This window comes from Nesterenkonia sp. PF2B19, from assembly GCF_001758425.2.
GTDB classification, from domain to species: domain Bacteria; phylum Actinomycetota; class Actinomycetes; order Actinomycetales; family Micrococcaceae; genus Nesterenkonia; species Nesterenkonia aethiopica.
On sequence record NZ_MDSS02000064.1, the window covers coordinates 1 to 19,370 of the forward strand.

The 19,370-nt window shown below is 70.2% G+C and carries 18 protein-coding genes and 2 pseudogenes; 15 read left to right on the forward strand and 5 right to left on the reverse strand.

The features are described 5' to 3' along the window. A partial coding sequence (locus BCY76_RS14595) for a hypothetical protein (protein ID WP_237090190.1) occupies window positions 1–443 on the forward strand: 443 nt, incomplete at its 5' end. A gap of 40 nt (window positions 444–483) precedes the next feature. After that, complete coding sequence (locus tag BCY76_RS14600) at window positions 484–1,806, forward strand: deoxyguanosinetriphosphate triphosphohydrolase (RefSeq protein WP_070161681.1); 1,323 nt, start codon at window positions 484–486, stop codon at window positions 1,804–1,806. 10 nt (window positions 1,807–1,816) lie between these two features. On the opposite strand, the gene BCY76_RS14605 is transcribed toward BCY76_RS14600, so the two are convergent. After that, window positions 1,817–2,215, reverse strand: a complete 399-nt coding sequence (locus BCY76_RS14605; protein WP_070161679.1) for a VOC family protein — start codon at window positions 2,213–2,215, stop codon at window positions 1,817–1,819. A 125-nt stretch (window positions 2,216–2,340) separates the two neighbouring features. Between BCY76_RS14605 and BCY76_RS14610 the strand changes: the two genes are divergently transcribed. After that, window positions 2,341–2,955, forward strand: coding sequence for a rhodanese-like domain-containing protein (locus BCY76_RS14610; RefSeq protein WP_070161677.1), 615 nt, complete (start codon window positions 2,341–2,343; stop codon window positions 2,953–2,955). A gap of 41 nt (window positions 2,956–2,996) precedes the next feature. On the opposite strand, the pseudogene BCY76_RS20815 reads toward BCY76_RS14610, so the two are convergent. Continuing rightward, a pseudogene (locus tag BCY76_RS20815) lies at window positions 2,997–3,574 on the reverse strand (aminoacyl-tRNA deacylase). A gap of 48 nt (window positions 3,575–3,622) precedes the next feature. Next, the gene (locus BCY76_RS14620) at window positions 3,623–4,417 is read right to left on the reverse strand and encodes an SAM-dependent methyltransferase (RefSeq protein WP_085437854.1); all 795 of its coding nucleotides are present in this window, start codon (window positions 4,415–4,417) and stop codon (window positions 3,623–3,625) included. A gap of 153 nt (window positions 4,418–4,570) precedes the next feature. On the opposite strand from BCY76_RS14620, the gene dnaG reads away from it, so the two are divergent. The 7 genes and pseudogenes from dnaG (at window position 4,571) to BCY76_RS14650 (ending at window position 15,425) form a co-directional block, all read left to right on the forward strand. Next, window positions 4,571–6,655, forward strand: a complete 2,085-nt coding sequence (dnaG, locus tag BCY76_RS14625; protein WP_085437855.1) for a DNA primase — start codon at window positions 4,571–4,573, stop codon at window positions 6,653–6,655. Between the two features lie 447 nt (window positions 6,656–7,102). Beyond that, window positions 7,103–9,780 (forward strand): annotated as a pseudogene (locus BCY76_RS14630) (phosphoenolpyruvate carboxylase). Window positions 9,781–9,927: 147 nt separating this feature from the next. Continuing rightward, window positions 9,928–11,241 carry a hypothetical protein gene (locus tag BCY76_RS14635; RefSeq protein WP_085437856.1) on the forward strand — a complete coding sequence of 438 codons (1,314 nt, stop codon included), beginning with the start codon at window positions 9,928–9,930 and terminating at the stop codon, window positions 11,239–11,241. Window positions 11,242–11,282: 41 nt separating this feature from the next. After that, on the forward strand, window positions 11,283–13,208 hold the full coding sequence (locus BCY76_RS14640; RefSeq protein WP_336582494.1) for a prolyl oligopeptidase family serine peptidase: 1,926 nt from the start codon (window positions 11,283–11,285) through the stop codon (window positions 13,206–13,208). Further along, on the forward strand, window positions 13,169–13,399 hold the full coding sequence (locus BCY76_RS20535) for a prolyl oligopeptidase family serine peptidase (protein WP_336582496.1): 231 nt from the start codon (window positions 13,169–13,171) through the stop codon (window positions 13,397–13,399). Before BCY76_RS14640 ends, BCY76_RS20535 begins: the two co-directional genes overlap by 40 nt. Before the next feature lie 131 nt (window positions 13,400–13,530). Then, complete coding sequence (locus BCY76_RS14645) at window positions 13,531–14,562, forward strand: ATP-binding cassette domain-containing protein (protein ID WP_070161669.1); 1,032 nt, start codon at window positions 13,531–13,533, stop codon at window positions 14,560–14,562. Continuing rightward, the gene (locus BCY76_RS14650) at window positions 14,559–15,425 is read left to right on the forward strand and encodes an ABC transporter permease (protein WP_070161667.1); all 867 of its coding nucleotides are present in this window, start codon (window positions 14,559–14,561) and stop codon (window positions 15,423–15,425) included. Before BCY76_RS14645 ends, BCY76_RS14650 begins: the two co-directional genes overlap by 4 nt. A gap of 25 nt (window positions 15,426–15,450) precedes the next feature. Here BCY76_RS14650 and BCY76_RS14655 read toward each other — a convergent pair whose 3' ends face one another. Next, window positions 15,451–15,933, reverse strand: coding sequence for a DUF4870 domain-containing protein (locus tag BCY76_RS14655; protein ID WP_083277701.1), 483 nt, complete (start codon window positions 15,931–15,933; stop codon window positions 15,451–15,453). An 80-nt stretch (window positions 15,934–16,013) separates the two neighbouring features. Between BCY76_RS14655 and BCY76_RS14660 the strand changes: the two genes are divergently transcribed. The 4 genes from BCY76_RS14660 (at window position 16,014) to BCY76_RS14675 (ending at window position 18,333) form a co-directional block, all read left to right on the forward strand. Then, window positions 16,014–16,826, forward strand: a complete 813-nt coding sequence (locus BCY76_RS14660; RefSeq protein WP_070161688.1) for an SIR2 family NAD-dependent protein deacylase — start codon at window positions 16,014–16,016, stop codon at window positions 16,824–16,826. A 4-nt stretch (window positions 16,827–16,830) separates the two neighbouring features. Beyond that, window positions 16,831–17,748, forward strand: a complete 918-nt coding sequence (locus tag BCY76_RS14665) for an undecaprenyl-diphosphate phosphatase (RefSeq protein ID WP_070161665.1) — start codon at window positions 16,831–16,833, stop codon at window positions 17,746–17,748. Beyond that, complete coding sequence (locus tag BCY76_RS14670) at window positions 17,745–18,035, forward strand: DivIVA domain-containing protein (RefSeq protein WP_083277700.1); 291 nt, start codon at window positions 17,745–17,747, stop codon at window positions 18,033–18,035. The genes BCY76_RS14665 and BCY76_RS14670 overlap by 4 nt, the downstream gene beginning before the upstream one ends. 127 nt (window positions 18,036–18,162) lie before the next feature. Next, window positions 18,163–18,333 carry a DUF3117 domain-containing protein gene (locus tag BCY76_RS14675; protein WP_070161663.1) on the forward strand — a complete coding sequence of 57 codons (171 nt, stop codon included), beginning with the start codon at window positions 18,163–18,165 and terminating at the stop codon, window positions 18,331–18,333. Between the two features lie 24 nt (window positions 18,334–18,357). On the opposite strand, the gene BCY76_RS14680 is transcribed toward BCY76_RS14675, so the two are convergent. Beyond that, complete coding sequence (locus tag BCY76_RS14680) at window positions 18,358–19,008, reverse strand: O-methyltransferase (RefSeq protein ID WP_070161661.1); 651 nt, start codon at window positions 19,006–19,008, stop codon at window positions 18,358–18,360. A gap of 167 nt (window positions 19,009–19,175) precedes the next feature. On the opposite strand from BCY76_RS14680, the gene BCY76_RS14685 reads away from it, so the two are divergent. Further along, window positions 19,176–19,370, forward strand: a 195-nt coding sequence (locus BCY76_RS14685; protein ID WP_139827829.1) for a hypothetical protein, incomplete at its 3' end; no start/stop codon positions are given.

Here is a 19,370-nt window from a genome sequence, read left to right on the forward strand (position 1 = left end):
CCACGACGCGCACCGGCACATGTGCGCCGATGCCCGGGCCGCGTCTGGTGCTCGACGGGCGGGGTGCGGCCAACCGGGCAGCCGGCCGGTCGGCGCCGCAGGCTGGTGACCTTCTGGCCCGCGGGGGAGACGTGCGGGCGGCGGATCGTGCCGCCGTCGTCGTCGCCTCACCTGTGCGCCCGGGAGACGGGTGCGGATCCATCCCGGACGGCGCGCCGGTGGTGATCCTGGTGGACCGGCTCAGCAGTCCGGAGCAGAGGGCGCTGCTGCAGGACCTCGCCGCGACGGTCGGTCCGGATCGGGCCGCGGTGGTGGACCTCGGGGCGCCGCCGCCGGAAGGGCACGGCGGCGCGGGGCTGCCGGTGCTCCACGTCAGAGCCTCCAGCCGGCTGGTCGCCGAAGCGGCGGACGACCTGCTGGCCCGTGGATGGCGGGCGTCCTGATGTGGCGCCCGCCCGGCGAGCCTGCTCTAAGCTGGAAGGCATGTCTGTGCAGAACGTCGAACGGGTCGAGGCGGGCTATGCCGCCCTGCGTCCGGGCTACCTCCCCGCCGATGAGGCCAGGTGGGTCCCGGAGCACGGCAAATCCGTCTACCGGTCCTCCTTCGAACGGGACCGGGCCCGGCTGCTGCACTCTTCGGCGCTACGGCGCCTCGGCGCGAAGACCCAGGTGGTCTCGCCCGACGCCGACGACTTCGCACGCACCCGGCTGACCCACTCCCTGGAGGTCGCCCAGGTGGGTCGTGACCTTGGTCGGATGCTGGGCTGCGATCCCGACGTCGTCGACGCCGCCTGCCTGTCGCACGACTTGGGCCACCCACCGTTCGGGCACAACGGCGAGAACGTGCTCAACGAGCTCATGGGGGACGCCGGCGGTTTCGAGGGCAACGCCCAGACGCTGCGGCTGCTGACCCGGCTGGAGACCAAACGGTTCCACCCGGACGGCCGCTCCGCAGGATTGAACCTGACACGGGCCTCCCTCGACGCCGCAGTGAAGTACCCGTGGCGCCAGCACGAGGCGCCCCTGAAGCCGGATGGGACACGCAGCCAGAAGTTCGGCGCCTATGAGGATGACGTCGACGTCTTCCGGTGGATCCGCCAGGGGGTGGAGGGCCGACGACAGTCCATGGAGGCCCAGGTGATGGACGCCGCCGATGACATCGCCTACTCCGTCCATGATGTGGAGGACGGCATCTTCTCCGGCCAGTTCCAGCTGCGCTTCCTGGAGGTGCCGCTGCAGCGCAAGCGCGTGGTGCAGGTGACCAAGGAGTGGTACCTGCCGCAGACCGAGGAGGATCGGATCGAGGAGGCCTTCGACCGCCTCGCCGCCACGGAGGGCTGGGTGCGGGAGTCGGACGGCTCACGGCGCTCCCTGGCCGCGCTGAAGAACATGACCAGCGAGCTGATCGGGCGGTTCTGCGGTGCCATCTACTCCGCCACTCGTGAGGCTCACGGGGACCACCCGCTGGTCCGCCACGAGGCGGATCTGGTGGTGCCCGAGGAGACCCTGGTGGAGATCTCCGCCATGAAGGGCCTGGCTGCGGCCTACATCATGACCTCCGAGCAGCAGAAGCCGGTCTATCTGCGGCAGCGCGAGGTGCTCGAAGGGCTGGTGGGTCTGCTCTCCGAGACTGAGGACCGCTACCTGGAGCCCATGTTCAAGCAGGACTGGCGGGAAGCCGCCGACGACACGGCCCGCCGACGCGTGATCGTCGACCAGATCGCCTCCCTGACCGACGGGGCCGCCCTGGAGTGGTACTACGCCCTGGTGCAGGGCAAGCCGTTCACCAACCGGCTCTTCGGCTGAACGGGCCGGTTCAGGGGGCCGCGGCCTCCTCTTCGGAGCGCAGCACGCAGAACTGATGGCCCTCCGGATCGGCGAAGACCACCCAGCCGGAGCCTGGGCCATGGATCCCGCGACGGTCCGCCACCTCCACCGCGCCCAACGCGCGGACCCTCTCGATCTCCGCGTCGCGTCCGCCCTGACGCGGACGCAGGTCCAGATGGGCCCGCGGGGTTCGGGAAGCGTCGACCTCGTCGACCTCGAGGAACAGCAGACGGTGCCCGGTGACGGGGTCGACGATCATGCAGTGGTCGTGGCCCGGCTTGTTGGGGTCCCCGGGGACGTCGGTGTAGTCCAGCAGCCGTTTCCACCATTCGGAGAGCGCGTAGGCGTCTGTGCAGGAGAACGTGGTGTGGGAGACGAAACAGGTCATGGAGGCAGGCTAGGGCCCGCACGCGAGCGGGGGAAGGTCGGTAGACTCGGAAGCTGCGCGGGGTGCCGCACATGGCGCCCGCCTATGATGCCCGCACGTCCCCGATACGTCATGGTGGAGACCCGATGGCCGACCAGAACACCCTGACCCTGCTCAGCGCCGAGGAGCTGCGCCGCATGATCGACGACGGCGCCGACCCTGTGCTGATCGACGTGCGCACGCCGGCGGAGCATCGCAGCGCACACCTCCTTGGGTCCCTGCTGGTGCCTGACGAGCTGGTGAGCCGCGAGGCCCAGCGGTTGGCCGACGCGCTCGCCGCCGTCGACCGCCCCGTGGTGCTGCTCTGTCAGGCCGGGCCTCGGTCCCAGCAGGCGCAGCAGGCGCTGAGCGCGGCCGGGCTGACGGACTCTCGGGTTCTCTCCGGCGGACTGAACGCCTACCGGGCGACGGTCGGAGACGACGCCGTCGAGGTCGGCGAGGGCCCCTGGGCGATGGAGCGGCAGGTGCGGATGGCGGCCGGTTCGCTGGTGCTGGCGGGCCTGCTCGGCGGCCGTCTGCTGAGCCCCAAGGCTCGGGTGGTCTCCGGCGCCATCGCCTCAGGGCTCGTCTTCTCGGCGGCCACCAACACCTGCGGGATGGCGAAGGCGCTCGCCCGGATGCCCTGGAACCAGAGTCCGCAGGGGCCCGTCCGGATCGAGGACGTGCTGCAGGAGATCGAGGCGGTCGGCGCTCCCGCCTGACCCGCCTGATCCGCCTGATCGATCGGACCTGGCGGCACCCTTCAGGCGCGCTGGGGAGACCGAGTGATGTCTGCTGTGACGACGTCGTAGGCGGCGAACAGCGTCGCGGAGTCCACGAAGAGGCTCAGCCCCGGTGCACCCGCGCCCATGGCGATGCGCCCGCTGATGGATTCGTCGGCATAGATCGGCCAGCGCGTGCCGTCTGCGGCCGCCGCTCCGAAGGGCGTGATGGTGCCCGGGCGGTACCCCGTGGCCTCCACCGCCTCCTCGGGGGCGGTCATGGACATCTTCTTCATCCGGCGAGCCGACGCAGCCTCGCCCAGTCGACCTGGCGGTCTCCGGGGATCAGCGCCAGCACATAGGTGTGGTCGCGGGCAGTCTGGGTGACCTTGGCCCTGGCCACCAGGGTCTTGACGATCTGACGTGGTTCGACCCCGATGGTCGCCGCGGCCTCCTCCAGGGACTGTGCCGGTCCGCGGGACACGAGCTCGACGTCCACCCCGTGGGCCTCGGCGTCGGCGAGCAGCCTGTCCACGGAGGTACGCTCGGCTGCGGAGAGCCCGACGGCGGCGTCGAGGGCCGGCAGGCGGGGGCCGGGCTGATCGGTGGTCTTCTCCATGGTCTGATCAACCCGGCCGGACGCGAGGGGATTCCCGGGGTCGAGGGATCAGGCGGCGGCCAGCACCAGAGTTGCGAAGCCCATGTGGCCGTGGTGCCCGCGAAGCCAGGCACGTCGGCCGGCGTCGAGCCTGTCGCGCAGCTCACCGGCCTGCGGGTGGTCCGGGTTCTCCAGCAGCCACAGCTCCTGGTTGCGCGTCATGCCGCATTCGAAGTGGTTCCACTCGTCGTCGGTGGCCTCATGCAGGTCCAGCAGGCGCCAGCCCGCTCCGGCAGCGGCTTCGACGACGTCGGGCAGCAGCTGGCTGTCAGCCGCAGAGGCGCCCTCCCACATGTGGTCGAAGCGGTCCTGGCTGGGCACCTGGGTCCAGTGGTCTACGCCGAAGAGCAGACGGCCGCCGTGGACGGTCAGCGCCCGCAGCCGCTGGAGCGCCTCCGCCGGTGAACCGCCCAGCGCATGCCAGGCCCCGAGGCAGATCACGGCCTCGGTCGGGTCGGTGAGCTCCTCCGTGAGCTCGCCGGCGTCCTGGACGCGCAGCTCCACGCGGTCCTGCACGCCCAGCTGCCGGGCACGCTCCTGCCCGCGGACGATGTCCATCTCCTCAAGGTCCACGCCGATGCCGTGGCTGCCTGGCAGCGCCATCACGGTGCGGAGCAGCTGCTCGGCCCAGCCGCAGCCGACGTCGAGCACGGTGCGCGGCGATACCTCGGTGAGCTCAGCGATGAGCTGCTCGGATCGGGCCACGCTCATGGGGGAGCCGAAGGTCAGGTCCAGCCCGTTGACGGGAGGCGGGGAGGCCCCGACGGCGGGGTCCTGCGAGCTCTGCGTCTCAGTACCAGTCATGAGGGCCGACCCTAGCCTGGCCTGGGGCGACAGGGAACCCTCGGTCTGTCGTGGGATCTGGGCTGCTCGCGCGAGCTGCGCGCCGCCGGGTCACCGCAGTCCGCCTGTGGAAGGCCCAATCCAGGATTTGCTCGAACTGGCTAGAGTTGACGTGTGGCCGGACTGATCAAGCGTGAAGACATCGACGCCGTGCGCGAGCGTGTCGACCTGCGTGAGGTCGTCGAGCAGTACGTGACCCTCAAGGGAGCCGGCATCGGCTCCTGGAAGGGCCTGTGTCCGTTCCACGACGAGCGCACGCCGAGCTTCCACATCCGCCCGCACGTGGGCACCTACCACTGCTTCGGCTGCGGGGAGTCCGGCGACGTCATCGCCTTCCTGATGGCCATGGAGCACACCTCCTTCCAGGAGACGGTGGAGCGGCTCGCCCATAAGGCCGGCATCACGCTGCGCTATGAGGACGGCGGGACGGGCCCCACCAAGCAGGAGATCGGCCGGCGGCAGCGGCTGCTGGACGCCCACAAGATCGCCGACGAGTTCTTCCAGGCCCAGCTGCAGAGCCCGGAGGCGCAGATCGGGCGTGACTTCCTCACCGGGCGTGGCTTCACCCGGGAGCATGCTGAGCAGTTCAGCGTGGGATTCGCGCCGAAGAGCTGGGACGCGCTGCTGAAACACCTGCGCTCCAAGGGCTTCCGCGATGACGAGGAGCTGCGCCTCACCGGCTTGTTCTCCGAAGGCAACCGGGGCCTCTACGACCGTTTCCGGGGCCGACTGATCTGGCCCATCCGGGACATGACCGGCAACACCGTGGGGTTCGGCGGGCGTCGGCTCTTCGAGGACGACAAGGGGCCCAAGTACCTGAACTCCCCGGAGACCCAGATCTACAAGAAGTCCCAGGTGCTCTACGGCATCGAGATGGCCAAGCGGAACATCGCCAAGAAGCGCGAGCTGGTCGTCGTGGAGGGCTATACGGATGTCATGGCCTGCCATGTGGCCGGCGTGGACACCGCGGTGGCCACCTGCGGCACCGCCTTCGGGGAGGGGCACGTGAAGATCTCCCGGCGGCTGCTCTCCGACGACGGCGGTGGGGGAGAGGTCATCTTCACCTTCGACGGCGACGAGGCCGGGCAGGCGGCGGCGCTGAAGGCCTTCAAAGAGGACCACATGTTCCTGGCGCGCACCTTCATCGCCGTCGGGCCCGAGGGCATGGACCCCTGCGACGTGCGCCAGCATCGCGGCGACGAAGCGGTGGAGGAGCTCATCCGCTCCCGCCGTCCACTGTTCGAGTTCGCCATCCGCGCGGGCATGAAGGACTACGACCTCTCCACTGTGGAGGGGCGGGTGGGGGCGCTGCGCTATGCGGCCCCCGTGGTGGCCAGCATCAAGGACTCGGCCCTGCGTCCCGCCTACACCCGCGAGCTGGCGGGGTGGCTCGGCATGGACATGGACGAGGTCTCCCGGGCGGTGAGCCGGTCCCACGGCCAGGCGCCCCAGATGGGCGGGGGACCACGGCGTCGGCAGCAGAGACCCGACGACGGCGGCGGCGATCGAGTGCGCCGGCCGGATGCGCGTCGGCCGGGCGTGAGTCGGGCCGAGCCGCATCGTACGGCATCCCGACAGCAGGGCCCCCCGGAGGGCGGGCCCGAGACCTCGTGGGACGTACCTGAGGACGTCTACGTGGATGGCCCCCCGCCCGAAGCCTTCGGTCCCGAGGGCCACGGTGGCGCCGTGGCCGGGCAGGGCTCTGAGCCGCAGGGCCAGCACTTCCCCCGCCCGGACACCCGAGACCCGGCGGTCATGATGGAGCGGCAGGCTCTCGAAGTGATCCTGCAGCACCCCACGCGTCTGACCGCGGAGCAGTGGGAGGAGATCTTCACCGTCCGGTTCACCGCGCCGGCCCACGCGGCCGTCCATGCGGGGATCCGCAGTGCGGCCGCCTCCGCCACCGACCCCCGCAACTGGGTCAGCGCGGTCAGCGACGAGGTGCCGCAGCCGCTGCGCTCGCTGGTGGGGGAACTGGCCGTGGCTCAGCTCCCGGCTCGCACCGAGGATGATGTGGAGGTCTACTGCCAGTCGATCCTCAACCGTCTGGTGGAGCTGCAGATCACGCACCAGAAGGCCGACCTGCTGGGCCGGCTCCAGCGGATGGACCCGACGGACGACCCCGAGGAGTACCAGCGGCTGAACCGGGAGGTCATGGAGCTGGAGCGGCGTCGTCGTGCTCTGCGCGCTGAGGAGTGAGGGCTCTGCGCGCTGAGGAGTGAGGGCTCTCGAGGTCGATGTGAGCGAGATGTGAGGGCGGTCTGGCAGAGTCGGATCCGTCCGAGGCAGAGCGGACAGGCGATCGGACTCCCGACTCCGGACGGCGTCTCTGCGGTGGCGCCGACTCTGGGCCCTTCGGGGGAGCCTCCGGTCTCCGCCTCCGCGTCCGGCCGGCGATCACTCCTGTGCGCTGGCCCGACGCCGACGGGCGCTCGGCCGCCACAGGGGTGCGGCGGTCGGGCGCCCGATGAGGGGCCTGGAGGCGTCGTCGACGTCTCGGCATGTGACCAATCCCGTGCTCCAGATCTCATCGAGTCATGCCCTCTTGGTAACGTGGAGGACGTTTCTGCGTGACGACGGGGTCGCGCGGACCTCCACCATGTACCCCTCGCGGAGCCTCTCCGCGGCCAGACAGAGGAGATTCGCATGCCCCATCAGTCCATCGCGCCTGCGCACGCCCGCATCGCCGCCACGCATGAGATCCCCGAGGCCATGCGCCGGGACGTCGGCCTGCTCGGCGAGTTGCTGGGGCAGGTCCTCACCGAGTACGGCTCCGCAGGACTTCTGGAGGACGTCGAGGCGCTGCGCGAGCTGACCATCGCCGCCCTGGAGGACCCCGACGGCGCCATCCTCGCCCAGGCCGAGGAACTCGTGGCGTCCTTCTCCGCGGACCGCGCCAAGGAGGTCGCCCGGGCCTTCACCTGCTACTTCCTGCTGGCGAACCTCGCCGAGGAGCAGCACCGGATCCGCACGCTGCGTGCTCGCGACGGTGAGATCCCCCTGCAGGACCAGCAGCCGGCGGACTCCGTCGCCGCGGCCTTCGCCCACCTCCGGGACGAGGTCGGCCAGGAGGAGGCGGAGCGGCGCCTGAAGGAGCTGCGCTTCCACCCGGTGCTGACCGCGCACCCCACGGAGGCGCGGCGCAATGCCATCGCCGCCTCCGTGCGCCGCGTCGGCCAGTTGCTGGACGACCGGGACGACCCCCGCATGGGCACCGGCGCTCTGGCCCAGAACCGCCGCGAGCTGCTCGAGGAGATCGACAACATGTGGCGCACCGCCCAGCTGCGGGTCTCCAGCCCGTCTCCGCTGGACGAAGTCCGCACCGCCCTGTCCGTCTTCGACTCCTCGTTCTCGAAGGTCTTCACCCAGGCGTACCGCCGGATGGACGACTGGCTGCAGGGTGAGGCCGGCGGCACGGAGGCGCCGAAGGCTCCTGCGTTCATCCGCCTGGGCTCCTGGATCGGCGGGGATCGGGACGGCAACCCCAATGTGACTGCCTCGATCACCCGCGCCGCCGTCGCCCAGGCCGCCGACCGTGTCCTGGGCGACCTGGAGGCCCGGGCCCGCACCGTCGGGCTCGCCCTGACCCTCGACGACCGCTACACCCCGCCCAGCGACGGTCTGACCGCCCTGTGGGGTCGCCAGCGGCAGCTCTCCGAGGAGCTCACCGACCAGGCCGTCCAGCACTCCCCGCGAGAGCCGCACCGTCAGGTGCTGCTCGCGGTCGCCGGGCGGCTGGCCGCCACCCGAGCCCGCGATGCCGACCTGTCCTATGAGTCGCCGCAGGAGCTGGTCGCCGACCTGAAGGTGGTGCAGGATTCTCTGGCAGCCGGTGGGGCCAAGCGTGCGGCCTACGGCGATCTGCAGGAGCTGATCTGGCAGGTGGAGACCTTCGGCTTCCACCTGGCCGAGCTGGAGGTGCGCCAGCACTCCAAGGTGCATTCGCAGACGCTGGCCTGGCTTCAGGACCCGGAGGGAGTCGAGAAGACGGCGGTGCCCGGGGAGGAGGTCATCGAGACCTTCCGGGCGATCGCCTCGGTGCAGCAGCGCTTCGGCGTCGACGCCTGCCGCCGGTACATCGTCTCCTTCACCCAGTCCGCGCAGAACCTCGCCGACGTGTACACCTTGGCGGAGAAGGCCCTGGGTGGAGCGGAGCACGCACCGGTGCTGGACGTCATCCCGCTGTTCGAGACCTACGAGGACCTGCAGAACGCGCCGAGGATCCTTCAGGAGATGCTGCAGAACCCGGCCGTGCAGCGCCGCCTGGAGCAGACCGGGCGTCGCCTGGAGGTCATGCTCGGCTATTCCGACTCCGCCAAGGACGTGGGGCCGGTCGCGGCCACCCTGGCGCTGTACGAGGCGCAGGAGAAGATCGCGGCCTGGGCGGTGGAGAACGGCATCACGCTGACCCAGTTCCACGGCCGCGGTGGGGCGCTGGGCCGCGGCGGTGGCCCTGCCAATCGTGCGATCCTCGCCCAGCCGCCGCATTCGGTGGACCTGCGCTTCAAGGTCACCGAGCAGGGCGAGGTGATCTCCGCCCGCTACGGCAACCCGGAGATCGCGCTGCGCCACATCGAGCAGGTCGCCGCCGCCACGCTGATGGCCTCCGCGCCGTCCACGGAGCGGCGCAACGCGGAGGCCGCCCGTCGCTTCGCGCCGCTGGCCCAGCAGATGGACGCGGTCTCCCGGGAGCGGTTCCACGGCCTGGTCGACGCCGAGGCTTCGCCCCGTGGTTCGCGCAGGTCACCCCGCAGGACGAGGTCGGTCTGCTGGCCATCGGCTCGCGTCCGGCTAAGCGGGGGCTCTCGGTGGAGTCTCTGGAGGACCTGCGGGCCATCCCGTGGAACTTCGCCTGGGCGCAGGCGCGCATCAACCTCACCGGCTGGTACGGGCTGGGCTCGGCCCTGGAGGCGGTGGGCGACCTGGAGCAGCTGCGCTCCGCCTATGCCGACTGGCCGCTGTTCCGGGCGCTGATCGACAACATCGAGATGTCGCTGGCCAAGACGGACCGGCGCATCGCTGAGCGGTACCTGCGGCTCGGCGACCGTCAGGATCTCGCGGAGCTCGTCCTCGAGGAGCTGGATCTGACCACCAAGTGGGTGCTGGCCATCACCGACCAGTCCCGCCTGCTGGAGGACCACCGCGTGCTCGGGCGTGCCGTGGAGCTGCGGAACCCGTATGTGGATGCGCTCTCCCTGCTGCAGCTGCGCGCGCTGCAGGCGCTGCGCACCCAGGACCACGACGGCGCCGACGTCGATGACCCCCGGAACCTTCTGCTCATCACGCTCAAGGGTGTGGCCGCCGGCCTGCAGAACACCGGCTGATCCGCCGGGTCCGTCCGGCCTTCACCGCGTCGAGCTGCCCCGTGAGCCGCCGTCGAGGGAAGCAGTGCGCGAACCCCCTGTGGCAGACTCGTGCCGTCGGCCGCTGCGGTCCGCTCCGGAGCGGCTGGGGAGCGGAGGAGGGGTCGGATGGGACGGATCGGGGCAACGGCTCTCAGGGCATCGGCCCTCGGTGCGGGGGCGGTGCTGGTGCTGAGCGGCTGCGGGATCTCCGACGGCACCGACATCGCCGCGGTGCTGACCGACGAGGACTTCATCGACGGTGAGGTGAACTGCGGGGACGCGTCAGTGGACGTCACCACGGAGTTCACCTGCTTCGTGGACGGCCTGTCGGTCGGGCAGCCGTCCGGCAGCTCGGTGCTGGAGGTGACCTACCTCAGCGATGACGAGATCCTCGTGGAGGGCGTGTCCATCGACCCTGCCGGTCCGGGGGACTCTCTGTACCGCCGTCTGGAGCCCGGCCTGGTGCAGCTGACTGAACCCCCTGGGCCGTCGGCTGAAGCCGACCACCCGGGTGAGGAGGGGACCCTCTTCACCCCAGGGGCACGACTGGTGGTCGAGAGGGTCGGAGAGCTCACCGCCGCGTCGGCGCAGATGCTGGACCAGGGAGATGACGAGGATCGTGCCGTGGCCTCCTTCCCCGCCGTGGGGGAGGAGCTGCTCCTGCTGGAGCTCTTCGCACAGGAGTGGGAGTGGCCGGGAGGTGAGGGTCTGGACGAGCCTGCGATCCTCTGGCTGGAGGTCGACGGCCGACGCACCCAGGTGCTGACCCTGGACGATGCCGTCGCGACGGTGGGCGGACAGGGCCTGCTGATCTCTGTGCCGGAGGAGGCCCCGGCGGCCCTGGTCCTCGAGTTCGAGGGCCATGATCAGCGCGTCGATGCCCGCACCGGGCGGCGTCAGCTGCCGGAGGACGATCCTGCAGCGGGCTGGTACAGCCTGGACCCGGTGCATCCGCACCAGAGCCTCATCTGGAACCCCGAGGCCATCGCAGGAGAGCAGGATGTGGACGGCCTCGAGGACCGGCTGGTGGTCGATCCGTGGATCACAGAGGCAGGTCTGCACGGCTGGACCCCGGAGCACGGCTGGGCGGACCCGGGGGAGGCCTGGCTGAGCATCGAGATGGGCCTGGGCCTGTACCCGGAGGGCACCGAGTGGGCCTTGCGCGCATTCGAGGCCGCCGCCGTCGAGCTCGAGCTGCTCCTCACCGTGGACGGCGAGGAGCACATCATGCTCCTGGCCGAGGAGGTCGAGGACCCGGGGCGTGATGCCTGGACCTCCGAGGTCGTCGTGGCGATCCCTCCGGCCACGGATGAGATCCTGCTCCGCCTCGAGGGTGAGGTGGAGGTCTTCGACCTCGACCGCGACGAGACCGTCGGCTCGGTGGAGGTTCTGACCGAAGACGAGGTGCTCCTGCCGTCACGTGCCGCGGAGAACGGGTGAGTCAGGGACTGCTGCGAGTGGTCGGGAGTAAGATGGGCCCCATGACAGTTACCTCTGGCAACCGTTCCGTGCAGCCGCTCATCGCCCCTGACGCCGACCCGCATCTGTGGTTGGAGGAGGTCACCGGCGACGACGCACTGGCCTGGGTGCGGGCGCGCAACGCCCGCGCCGAGGAGGAGCTGGTCGACGACACCTTCGAGGCTCTGCAGTCCGACATCCGCGAGATCCTCGACGCGAGCGACCGCATCCCCGTGGTGTCCCGCCGCGGAGCGCACCTCTACAACTTCTGGACCGACGCCGAGCACCCGCAGGGTATCTGGCGCCGCACCACCGAAGAGTCCTACCGCACGGACGAGCCCGAGTGGGACGTGTTGATCGACCTCGACGAGCTCTCCGCCGCCGAAGGCGTGACCTGGGTGTGGCACGGCGCCACCGTGCTGCGGCCCCGGCAGGACGGCGAGCCGTGGCGGCACGCTCTGGTCTCGCTGTCCCGGGGCGGCTCGGACGCCGACGTCACCCGAGAGTTCGACCTTGTTGAGCGCCGATTCGTGGATCCCGAGGAGGGCGGATTCGCCAAGCCCGAGGGCAAAGGCTCCGTGAGCTGGATCGACGCGGACACCGTCTACATCAGCACCGATCACGGTGAGGACGCCGTCACCACCTCCGGGTATCCGCGCGCCTGCCGCCGGTGGCGTCGCGGCACGCCCCTTCAGGAGGCTGAGACGGTGGTCTCCGTGGAGCCCGACCACATGGTGGCCGCTGCCGGACACCTCGGCACCCCAGGGTTCGAACGCGACATCGCGGTGCGCGTGCTGGGCTTCTATGACCGGGAGACCCTGCTGATCGACGACGGCGGCCTGCGTCGTGTGGAGGTCCCCACCGATGTGCGGGTCAGCATCCATCGCGATCTCTTCCTGTTCATGCCCCGCACCGAGACGACCCTGCAGGGGCAGACCTTCCCCGGCGGTTCGCTGGTGGTCGCCGACATCGACGACTTCATGGCCGGCCGAGCCGAGCTGACCGCGCTGTTCACCCCGGACGCCTCCACCTCGCTGCAGGACGTCACCGCCACACCGCAGTGCCTGGTGCTGACCGTCATGCAGGACGTGGTGCATCGGCTGGAGGCCCATGTCCGCACCTCGCAGAGCCCCACCGACTGGCGCCGGTCGCCGGTCTTCGAGGACCTGACCGGCACCCTGTCCGTGGCGGCGGTGGACCCGGAGGAGTCCGAGCAGGTCTGGATCACCTCCGAGGACCACCTCAAGCCCACCACTCTGCACCTGGGGGACCTCTCCGGGCTGCTCGACGGCGGGCAGGAGACGCACGAGGCGCTGAAGTCCGCTCCGGAACGCTTCGACGCCTCCGGCCTGACCTCGGTGCAGCGTTTCGCCACCAGCGATGACGGCACGCGGGTGCCCTACTTCCTGATCGGCCCGCAGGAGCTGCTGGCCGAAGGCTCCGGCGCGGCGCCGCGGCCCACGATGCTCTACGGCTACGGCGGCTTCGAGATCTCGATGACCCCGGGCTATCTGGGGGTGGTCGGCAAGACCTGGCTGGAGTCGGGCGGAGTCTACGCGGTGGCCAACATCCGCGGCGGCGGCGAGTACGGCCCGGACTGGCACCGTGCTGCGCTGCGGGAGAACAGGCATCTCGCCTATGAGGACTTCGCCGCCGTCGCGAAGGACCTGGTGGCCACCGGCGTCACCACGGTGCCGCAGCTGGCCTGCCGCGGAGGCTCCAACGGCGGCCTGCTCACCGGGAATATGCTCACGCAGTATCCCGAGCTGTTCGGAGCGGTGGTCATCCAGGTGCCGCTGCTGGACATGAAGAGATTCTCCCATCTGCTGGCCGGAGCCTCCTGCGCGCCGAGTATGGGGATCCGGACACTGAGGACTGGGAGTTCATCCGGGGCTTCTCTCCCTATCACCTGCTGCAGGAGGGGCGTCGATATCCGGCGGTCCTGCTGACCACCTCCACGCGGGACGACCGGGTCCACCCGGGGCATGCCCGCAAGATGACGGCAGCTCTGGAATCGTTGGGGGCCGATGTGAGGTACTGGGAGAACACTGAGGGAGGACACGGCGGCGCCGCCAGCCCTGAGCAGCAGGCCCGGCTCAACAGCTTCATCTACCGGTTCCTCCAACAGCAGCTCAGCTGATCCCGCGCCGGAAGCTCTCTCCAGGGCTGGGGGCGGTGCGCCGGGGACGCCGGACGCACTGGGAATCTGAGTACGGCGTACGGTATGCTGTCCGGGTCCTCCTCACCACCCTGCTGGAGAAAGGAGCACGCATGAGCGTGCCGACAGCGGATCCGGCCGTCGAGACCCGCGGCCTGGTCAAGAGATTCGGCGACAACACCGCCGTGGACGGCGTCGATCTCTCCATCCCCCGTGGGGGCATCTACGGAGTGCTGGGGCCCAACGGCGCCGGCAAGACCACCGTGATCCGGATGCTCGCCACCCTGCTGCGTCCCGACGGCGGCGAAGCCCGCGTGCTGGGTCATGACGTCTTCGCTGAACCCGCGACCATCCGCGAGAAGATCGCCCTGACGGGTCAGTTCGCCTCGCTGGACGAAGACCTCACCGGCATCGAGAACCTGGTGCTGCTGGGCCGTCTGCTCGGGTTCCCCGGCCGGACCGCGCGGCGCCGGGGCCACGAGCTCCTGGAGGCCTTCGGGCTCGCCGAGGCGGCGGGTCGCCAGGTGAAGAAGTACTCCGGCGGCATGCGCCGTCGCCTGGACATCGCGGGCTCCCTGCTGGTCACCCCGGAGCTGATCTTCCTGGACGAGCCCACCACCGGGATCGATCCACGGTCCCGGAACCAGGTCTGGGACATCATCCGGACCCTGGTGGGGGCCGGCACCACTGTGCTGCTGACCACCCAGTACCTGGAGGAGGCGGACCAGCTGGCGGACCGGCTGGCCGTCATCGACCACGGTCGGGTGATCGCCGAAGGCACGCCCGGCCAGCTCAAGGCGCAGGTCGGTTCCGGTGCGCTGACCGTCCGGGTGGTCGAGCCCGCAGACCGGGAGCAGGCGGCGGAGCTGCTGGCTCGCACGATCGAGGCCGAGGTCACCAGGGAGCCTGATCCGACGGCGCTGACCGCGCGGCTCAACGAGCGATCCCGGGCCGCAGCGGCCCTGAGCGCCCTGGAGGAGGCGCATATCGACGTCGAGACCTTCGCCCTGGGCCAGCCCAGCCTGGACGAGGTCTTCCTGGCGCTGACTGGGCATCGCGCCGAGCACGAAGGCGAAGAGGACGGGGCGGCCGCCGACGAGACCGACGGCGGCCGAGACGACCAGGCGGAGGCGACCATCCGATGAGCATCAACGGGACCACCACGCTGCACGAGTCCGAGCGGATCCGCCACATCCTGGTCAGCCCGGAGGACCGCCCCGCGCGGGCCGGTGCCTTCAGCGCCTCGATGACCTATGGCTGGCGCGCGCTGCTGAAGATCAAGCACGTCCCCGAGCAGCTCTTCGACGTCACGATCTTCCCGATCATGATGACGGTGATGATGACCTACGTGTTCGGCGGGGCCATCGGTGAGGCGATGGCGGGAGGCGACTCGCAGTCCGCCGTCGACGCCTACGTGCAGTTCCTGATCCCCGGGGTCTTCGTGCAGACGTTGGTGATGATCACCATGTACACGGGGCTGACCCTGAATCGGGACATCTCCAAGGGCGTCTTCGACCGCTTCCGCTCCCTGCCCACCTGGCGGCCCGCGCAGCTGGTGGGCGCGCTGCTCGGCGACCAGGTGCGCTACACCATCGCGGGGGTGATCATCCTGGTGGTGGGCGTCATCATGGGCTTCCGCCCCGGCGGTGGGCTGACCGGTGCTGTCGCGGCCTTCGCGCTGCTGCTCGTCTTCAGCTTCTGCCTGTCCTGGGTGTGGACCACGGTGGCGCTGCTGATGCGCACCGAGCAGGCCGCCATGGGGGTGTCCATGTTCATCCTGATGCCGCTGACCTTCGTGTCGAACATCTTTGCGGATCCGCAGACCATGCCGGGCCCCGTGCGGGCCTTCGCGGAGATCAACCCGGTCTCCACCGTGGTCGCCGCGGTCCGGGATCTCATGGACGGCACCTACGACGTCGGCGGCCTGACCATGGTGCTGGTCTACTGTGCGGTGCTGGTGGTGGTCTTCGGGCCGCTGTCCATGCTCATCTACAACCGGAAGAGCTGAGCGGCCCGGGTGTGCCCGGCGCGGCTCATTTGATGAAGCGGATGCTGATCGGATACCGGTAGGGACGCCTGTTGTAGGCGGCGATGGCCGCCATGATCCCGAAGACGATCGCGCAGACCCAGGCGATGAAGATGATCAGCGCGCCGATGAGGATGACGGTCAGGATGCCGCCGACCACATAGGCGATGAACAGCGTGATCTGGAAGTTCAGGGCCTCCTTGCCGTGGTCGTCGATCATCCGGCTGCGCTCGCGGAAGACGAGCCACACCACCAGCGGCACCAGCCAGGACAGGAACACGCCGCCGAGGTGGAGGGCCACGCCCCAACCCTGCTCCTCACCGGGGGTGAGCGGCCGCACAGGACCGGCCGACACCCCGCCGTAGGCGGACTGCTGCGGCTGTCGGGGCCCGGGCTGTCCGGGGTCTGCCGGGTGGGGCTGTCCCGGGGCGTTGTGGGCATCCTGCGGGTCCACGGGCTCAGGGCCCTGCCCAGTCGGGGGCTGTGTCATGGCTCCTCCTCGCATCGTGATGAGCGTCCAGGTGATGCTCAGCTTAGTGCGCGGGCGGCTCAGTGGATACGGTGGTCAGCATGCGAGAGCTGTCTGTGACCGAATCGGTGCCGGAGGACGTCGTCACCCTGGTCCGTGAGGCGCGCCAGGTGGTGGCGCTCAGCGGAGCCGGAATGTCCGCCGAATCCGGGGTGCCCACCTTTCGGGAGGTCCAGCGCGGTCTCTGGGAGCGGTTCTCCGCCGAGGAGCTGGCCACCCCGGACGCCTTCGAGGCGGATCCGGCCCTGGTGTGGACCTGGTATCGCTGGCGGCAGGCACTCATCGCCGCGGTTGAGCCGAACCCCGGGCATCGCGCGCTGGCGGCCTGGCAGCGCCACCTCGCCGACCAGGGCGGTTGGCTGGCGGCGGTCACGCAGAACGTCGACGACCTCCACGAACGTGCCGGCACGGACGTCCTGGCCCACCTGCATGGCAGCATCACCACCCATCGCTGCGCCGACTGCCAAGAGCCCGTCGAAGTTCCCGCCCCGGCCTACGACGGGTTCACAGTCCCGCCCGAGCCTGAGCAGCCTCCCCGCTGTCCGGCCTGCCAGGAGGGGCTCGCGCGCCCCGACGTCGTCTGGTTCTCGGAGATGCTCCCGGCGGAGGCCTTCGACGCCGCCACCGCCGCCATCCGCGCCAGCGACCTGGTGATCGTGGTGGGCACCTCCGGCATCGTGCAGCCGGCGGCGTCGCTGCCCCTGCTGGGCCTGGAGCGTGGCGTCCCGCTGATCGAGATCAACCCGGAGGAGACCGGGCTGACGGAGGTCATGGACTTCGCGATCCGCGGCCGCTCCGGCGAGGTCCTGCCCCGGCTGCTGGCCGCCGCCGGCATCCCTCTCGACAGAAGGTGACGCGTTGACGCTGTGGGAATCCGTGCTCCTGGGCGTGATCCAGGGGCTGTTCATGTTCATCCCGGTGAGCTCCTCCTCCCACCTGGTGCTGACCCAGCACTGGATGGCGGCGACCGGCTCGCCGCTGCCGTCTCCGGAGACCCCGGAGATGCTCCTGTTCAACCTGGTGGTCCACCTGGGGACGATGGTCTCCGTGGTGGTGGTGATGCATCGTCCTCTGGGGCGCCTGCTCTCCGGAACCCTCCGGGAGCTGCGGTGGTGGGCGCGACGTCGCACCCTGCGCCACATGATCCACCTGAAGCTCATGCTCTTCGGCGTGGTCACCACCGGGGTGACCGGCGTGCTGGGACTGCTGGTCCGCGAATACGGCACCGGAGTGTTCGCCACGCCGTGGGCGGTGTCGCTGATGCTGCTGGTCACCGGGGCGATCCTGTGGTGGACGGATTCGGTGCGTGAGACCTGGCGCGGCGCGGCGCAGATGACCATCTGGGTCGCGCTGCTGATCGGCCTGGCCCAGGCCGCCGCACTGTTCCCCGGGCTGAGCCGCTCCGGGCTGACCATCGCCATGGCGCTCGCCCTGGGCATGCACCGCAAGATCGCCGCACAGTACAGCTTCTTCGTGGCCATCCCGACCATCGTCGCCGCCACGGGCGTCCAGTCGCTCAGCCTGCTCGACCATCGGGGCCCGCTCGGGGTGGGCGTCGACGCCTATGTCGTTGCCTTCGTGGTCTCCGCCGTCGTCGGGGCCGGAGCCCTGTGGTTGGTGCTGCGCATGCTCTATCGGGGTCACTTCCGGGTCTTCGCGGTGTACGTGATCCTCCTGGCGATCGTGACCCTCATCCTCCAGCCGGACGATGACGCGCTCGAGCTCGCGGCTGCAGACGACGCGCCGACCGCCGTCGACGAGGAGGTGTCCCCGTGATCTGGCTCTACCTGCTCGCGATCGCGCTGCTGGGCGCCGTCGTCGTGCTGCTGACAGGCCGTGTCGAAGGAGCGGAGCCGCCTGCCGATCTGCCGCCCGGTGACGACGTCACGTCTCTCCTCGCCGCGCGAGAGGGCCGTCCGCTCACCGCCGACGACCTGCGCGGACTCCGCCTGGACCCGGCGTTGCGCGGATATCGCATGGACCAGGTGGAGGCCCTGCTGGACGCTCTCACCGCCCAGCTGGAGCAGGACTCCAGGGAGAGGGGCGAAGACACACCCGGGTGACAGGCGAAGATGTCGCGCTGATCAGGACGTTCACCGGCCGTCCGGGTGACATTCCTCCCATGTGGGGGATAATGGAGACGGATGTGTCACACATCCGCACAGAGGAACACCAGAAGGGAAGCACTCGATGGCTGCAATGAAACCGCGTACCGGCGACGGTCCTATGGAGGTAGCTCAGGAAGGACGCAGCCTCATCATGCGGGTGCCCATCGACGGTGGTGGTCGCCTGGTGCTGGAGATCAACGAGGAGGAGGCACAGGCCCTCAAGGAGTGCCTGGTCGACGCCGTGGGGGAGTGAACCCCCTGTCCAGGGCCTTCCGGCTCAGCGCTTGACGGCGACGAGCAGCCCGGTCCCGGTGCCGAGCATCGTGGTGACCAGGCGCTCGTCGTCGCGCACTGAGCGTTCCACCGCGCGCCTCCGGCGGGTGGACTCTTCCCGGACCGCGGGACGTGGCAGCCGGTCGTGGTCGAGGGCGTCGTTGACGGCCAGCAGCCCGCCCGGGCGCAGCAGGCGCACCCCCTGCTCCACGAACTCGTCGAGCCCCGGGCTGTCCGCATCCAGGTGCACGAGGCAGTAGCCGCCGCTGGTCAGGCGGGGAAGCACCTCCTCTGCGCGGCCGGTGATCAGGCGGGTGCGGGCCGAGGGCACCCCCGATTCCTTGAACGTGGTCCGCGCCGCCTGGAGATGATCGGCGTCGGGATCGATGCTGGTGAGCACCGCGTCCGGCGCGGCTCCGCGCAGCAGCGACAGTCCGGAGACTCCGACGCCGGTGCCGACCTCCACGAGCCCTCGGGCGCCCATGGCGGCGGCGAGCACCGTCAGGGTGGCGGCCACGCCCTCGCTCACAGGAGTGACGCCGAGGTCCTCTCCCCGGCGTCGGGCCGCCTCGAGGATGTGATCCTCAGCATGATGCTGTTCGGCGTACTCCCAGCTGGCGTGCTTGGCCGTCTGGGGACTGTTGAGGGCTTTCATAGATCCTTCCTGCGCTGACCTCGGGCTCTGCGGGAAGCGCCGAGGCGGGCCCGGACTCGGGGCCGGAGCGAGAGTCGCCGCCGGGCTCGTCCCCATCCTATAGAGCCGCGAGCCTTCTCAGGATATTCACAGCGCGCACCCAGACTCTGCTCTCACAATGGTCCCCGATGTCCCCGTCCGCCACGCGCCGTCACCTCAGCGACGACCGGTCAGCCAGGCCCCGAGCCGGCTGGCTGGTGGTGATGTGCCTCATGGTCGCCGTCCTGGGGGCCGTCGTGGTGTTCGCCGCGGCATGGGTCCTCGGCGGCCGCGCCGTCTCCGCGCCGGCCTCCGTGGAGGCGCTGGCGCCCGCCGACGGCGCG

Coding starts and splice junctions, on each gene's coding strand:
- BCY76_RS14645 (WP_070161669.1), top strand. CDS start 13,531: ATGAGCGTGCCGACAGCGGATCCGGCCGTCGAGACCCGCGGCCTGGTC.
- BCY76_RS14655 (WP_083277701.1), bottom strand. CDS start 15,933: ATGACACAGCCCCCGACTGGGCAGGGCCCTGAGCCCGTGGACCCGCAG.
- BCY76_RS14680 (WP_070161661.1), bottom strand. CDS start 19,008: ATGAAAGCCCTCAACAGTCCCCAGACGGCCAAGCACGCCAGCTGGGAG.
- BCY76_RS14635 (WP_085437856.1), top strand. CDS start 9,928: ATGGGACGGATCGGGGCAACGGCTCTCAGGGCATCGGCCCTCGGTGCG.
- BCY76_RS14600 (WP_070161681.1), top strand. CDS start 484: ATGTCTGTGCAGAACGTCGAACGGGTCGAGGCGGGCTATGCCGCCCTG.
- BCY76_RS14675 (WP_070161663.1), top strand. CDS start 18,163: ATGGCTGCAATGAAACCGCGTACCGGCGACGGTCCTATGGAGGTAGCT.
- BCY76_RS14660 (WP_070161688.1), top strand. CDS start 16,014: ATGCGAGAGCTGTCTGTGACCGAATCGGTGCCGGAGGACGTCGTCACC.
- BCY76_RS14605 (WP_070161679.1), bottom strand. CDS start 2,215: ATGACCTGTTTCGTCTCCCACACCACGTTCTCCTGCACAGACGCCTAC.
- BCY76_RS14620 (WP_085437854.1), bottom strand. CDS start 4,417: ATGACTGGTACTGAGACGCAGAGCTCGCAGGACCCCGCCGTCGGGGCC.
- BCY76_RS14650 (WP_070161667.1), top strand. CDS start 14,559: ATGAGCATCAACGGGACCACCACGCTGCACGAGTCCGAGCGGATCCGC.
- BCY76_RS14640 (WP_336582494.1), top strand. CDS start 11,283: ATGACAGTTACCTCTGGCAACCGTTCCGTGCAGCCGCTCATCGCCCCT.
- BCY76_RS14610 (WP_070161677.1), top strand. CDS start 2,341: ATGGCCGACCAGAACACCCTGACCCTGCTCAGCGCCGAGGAGCTGCGC.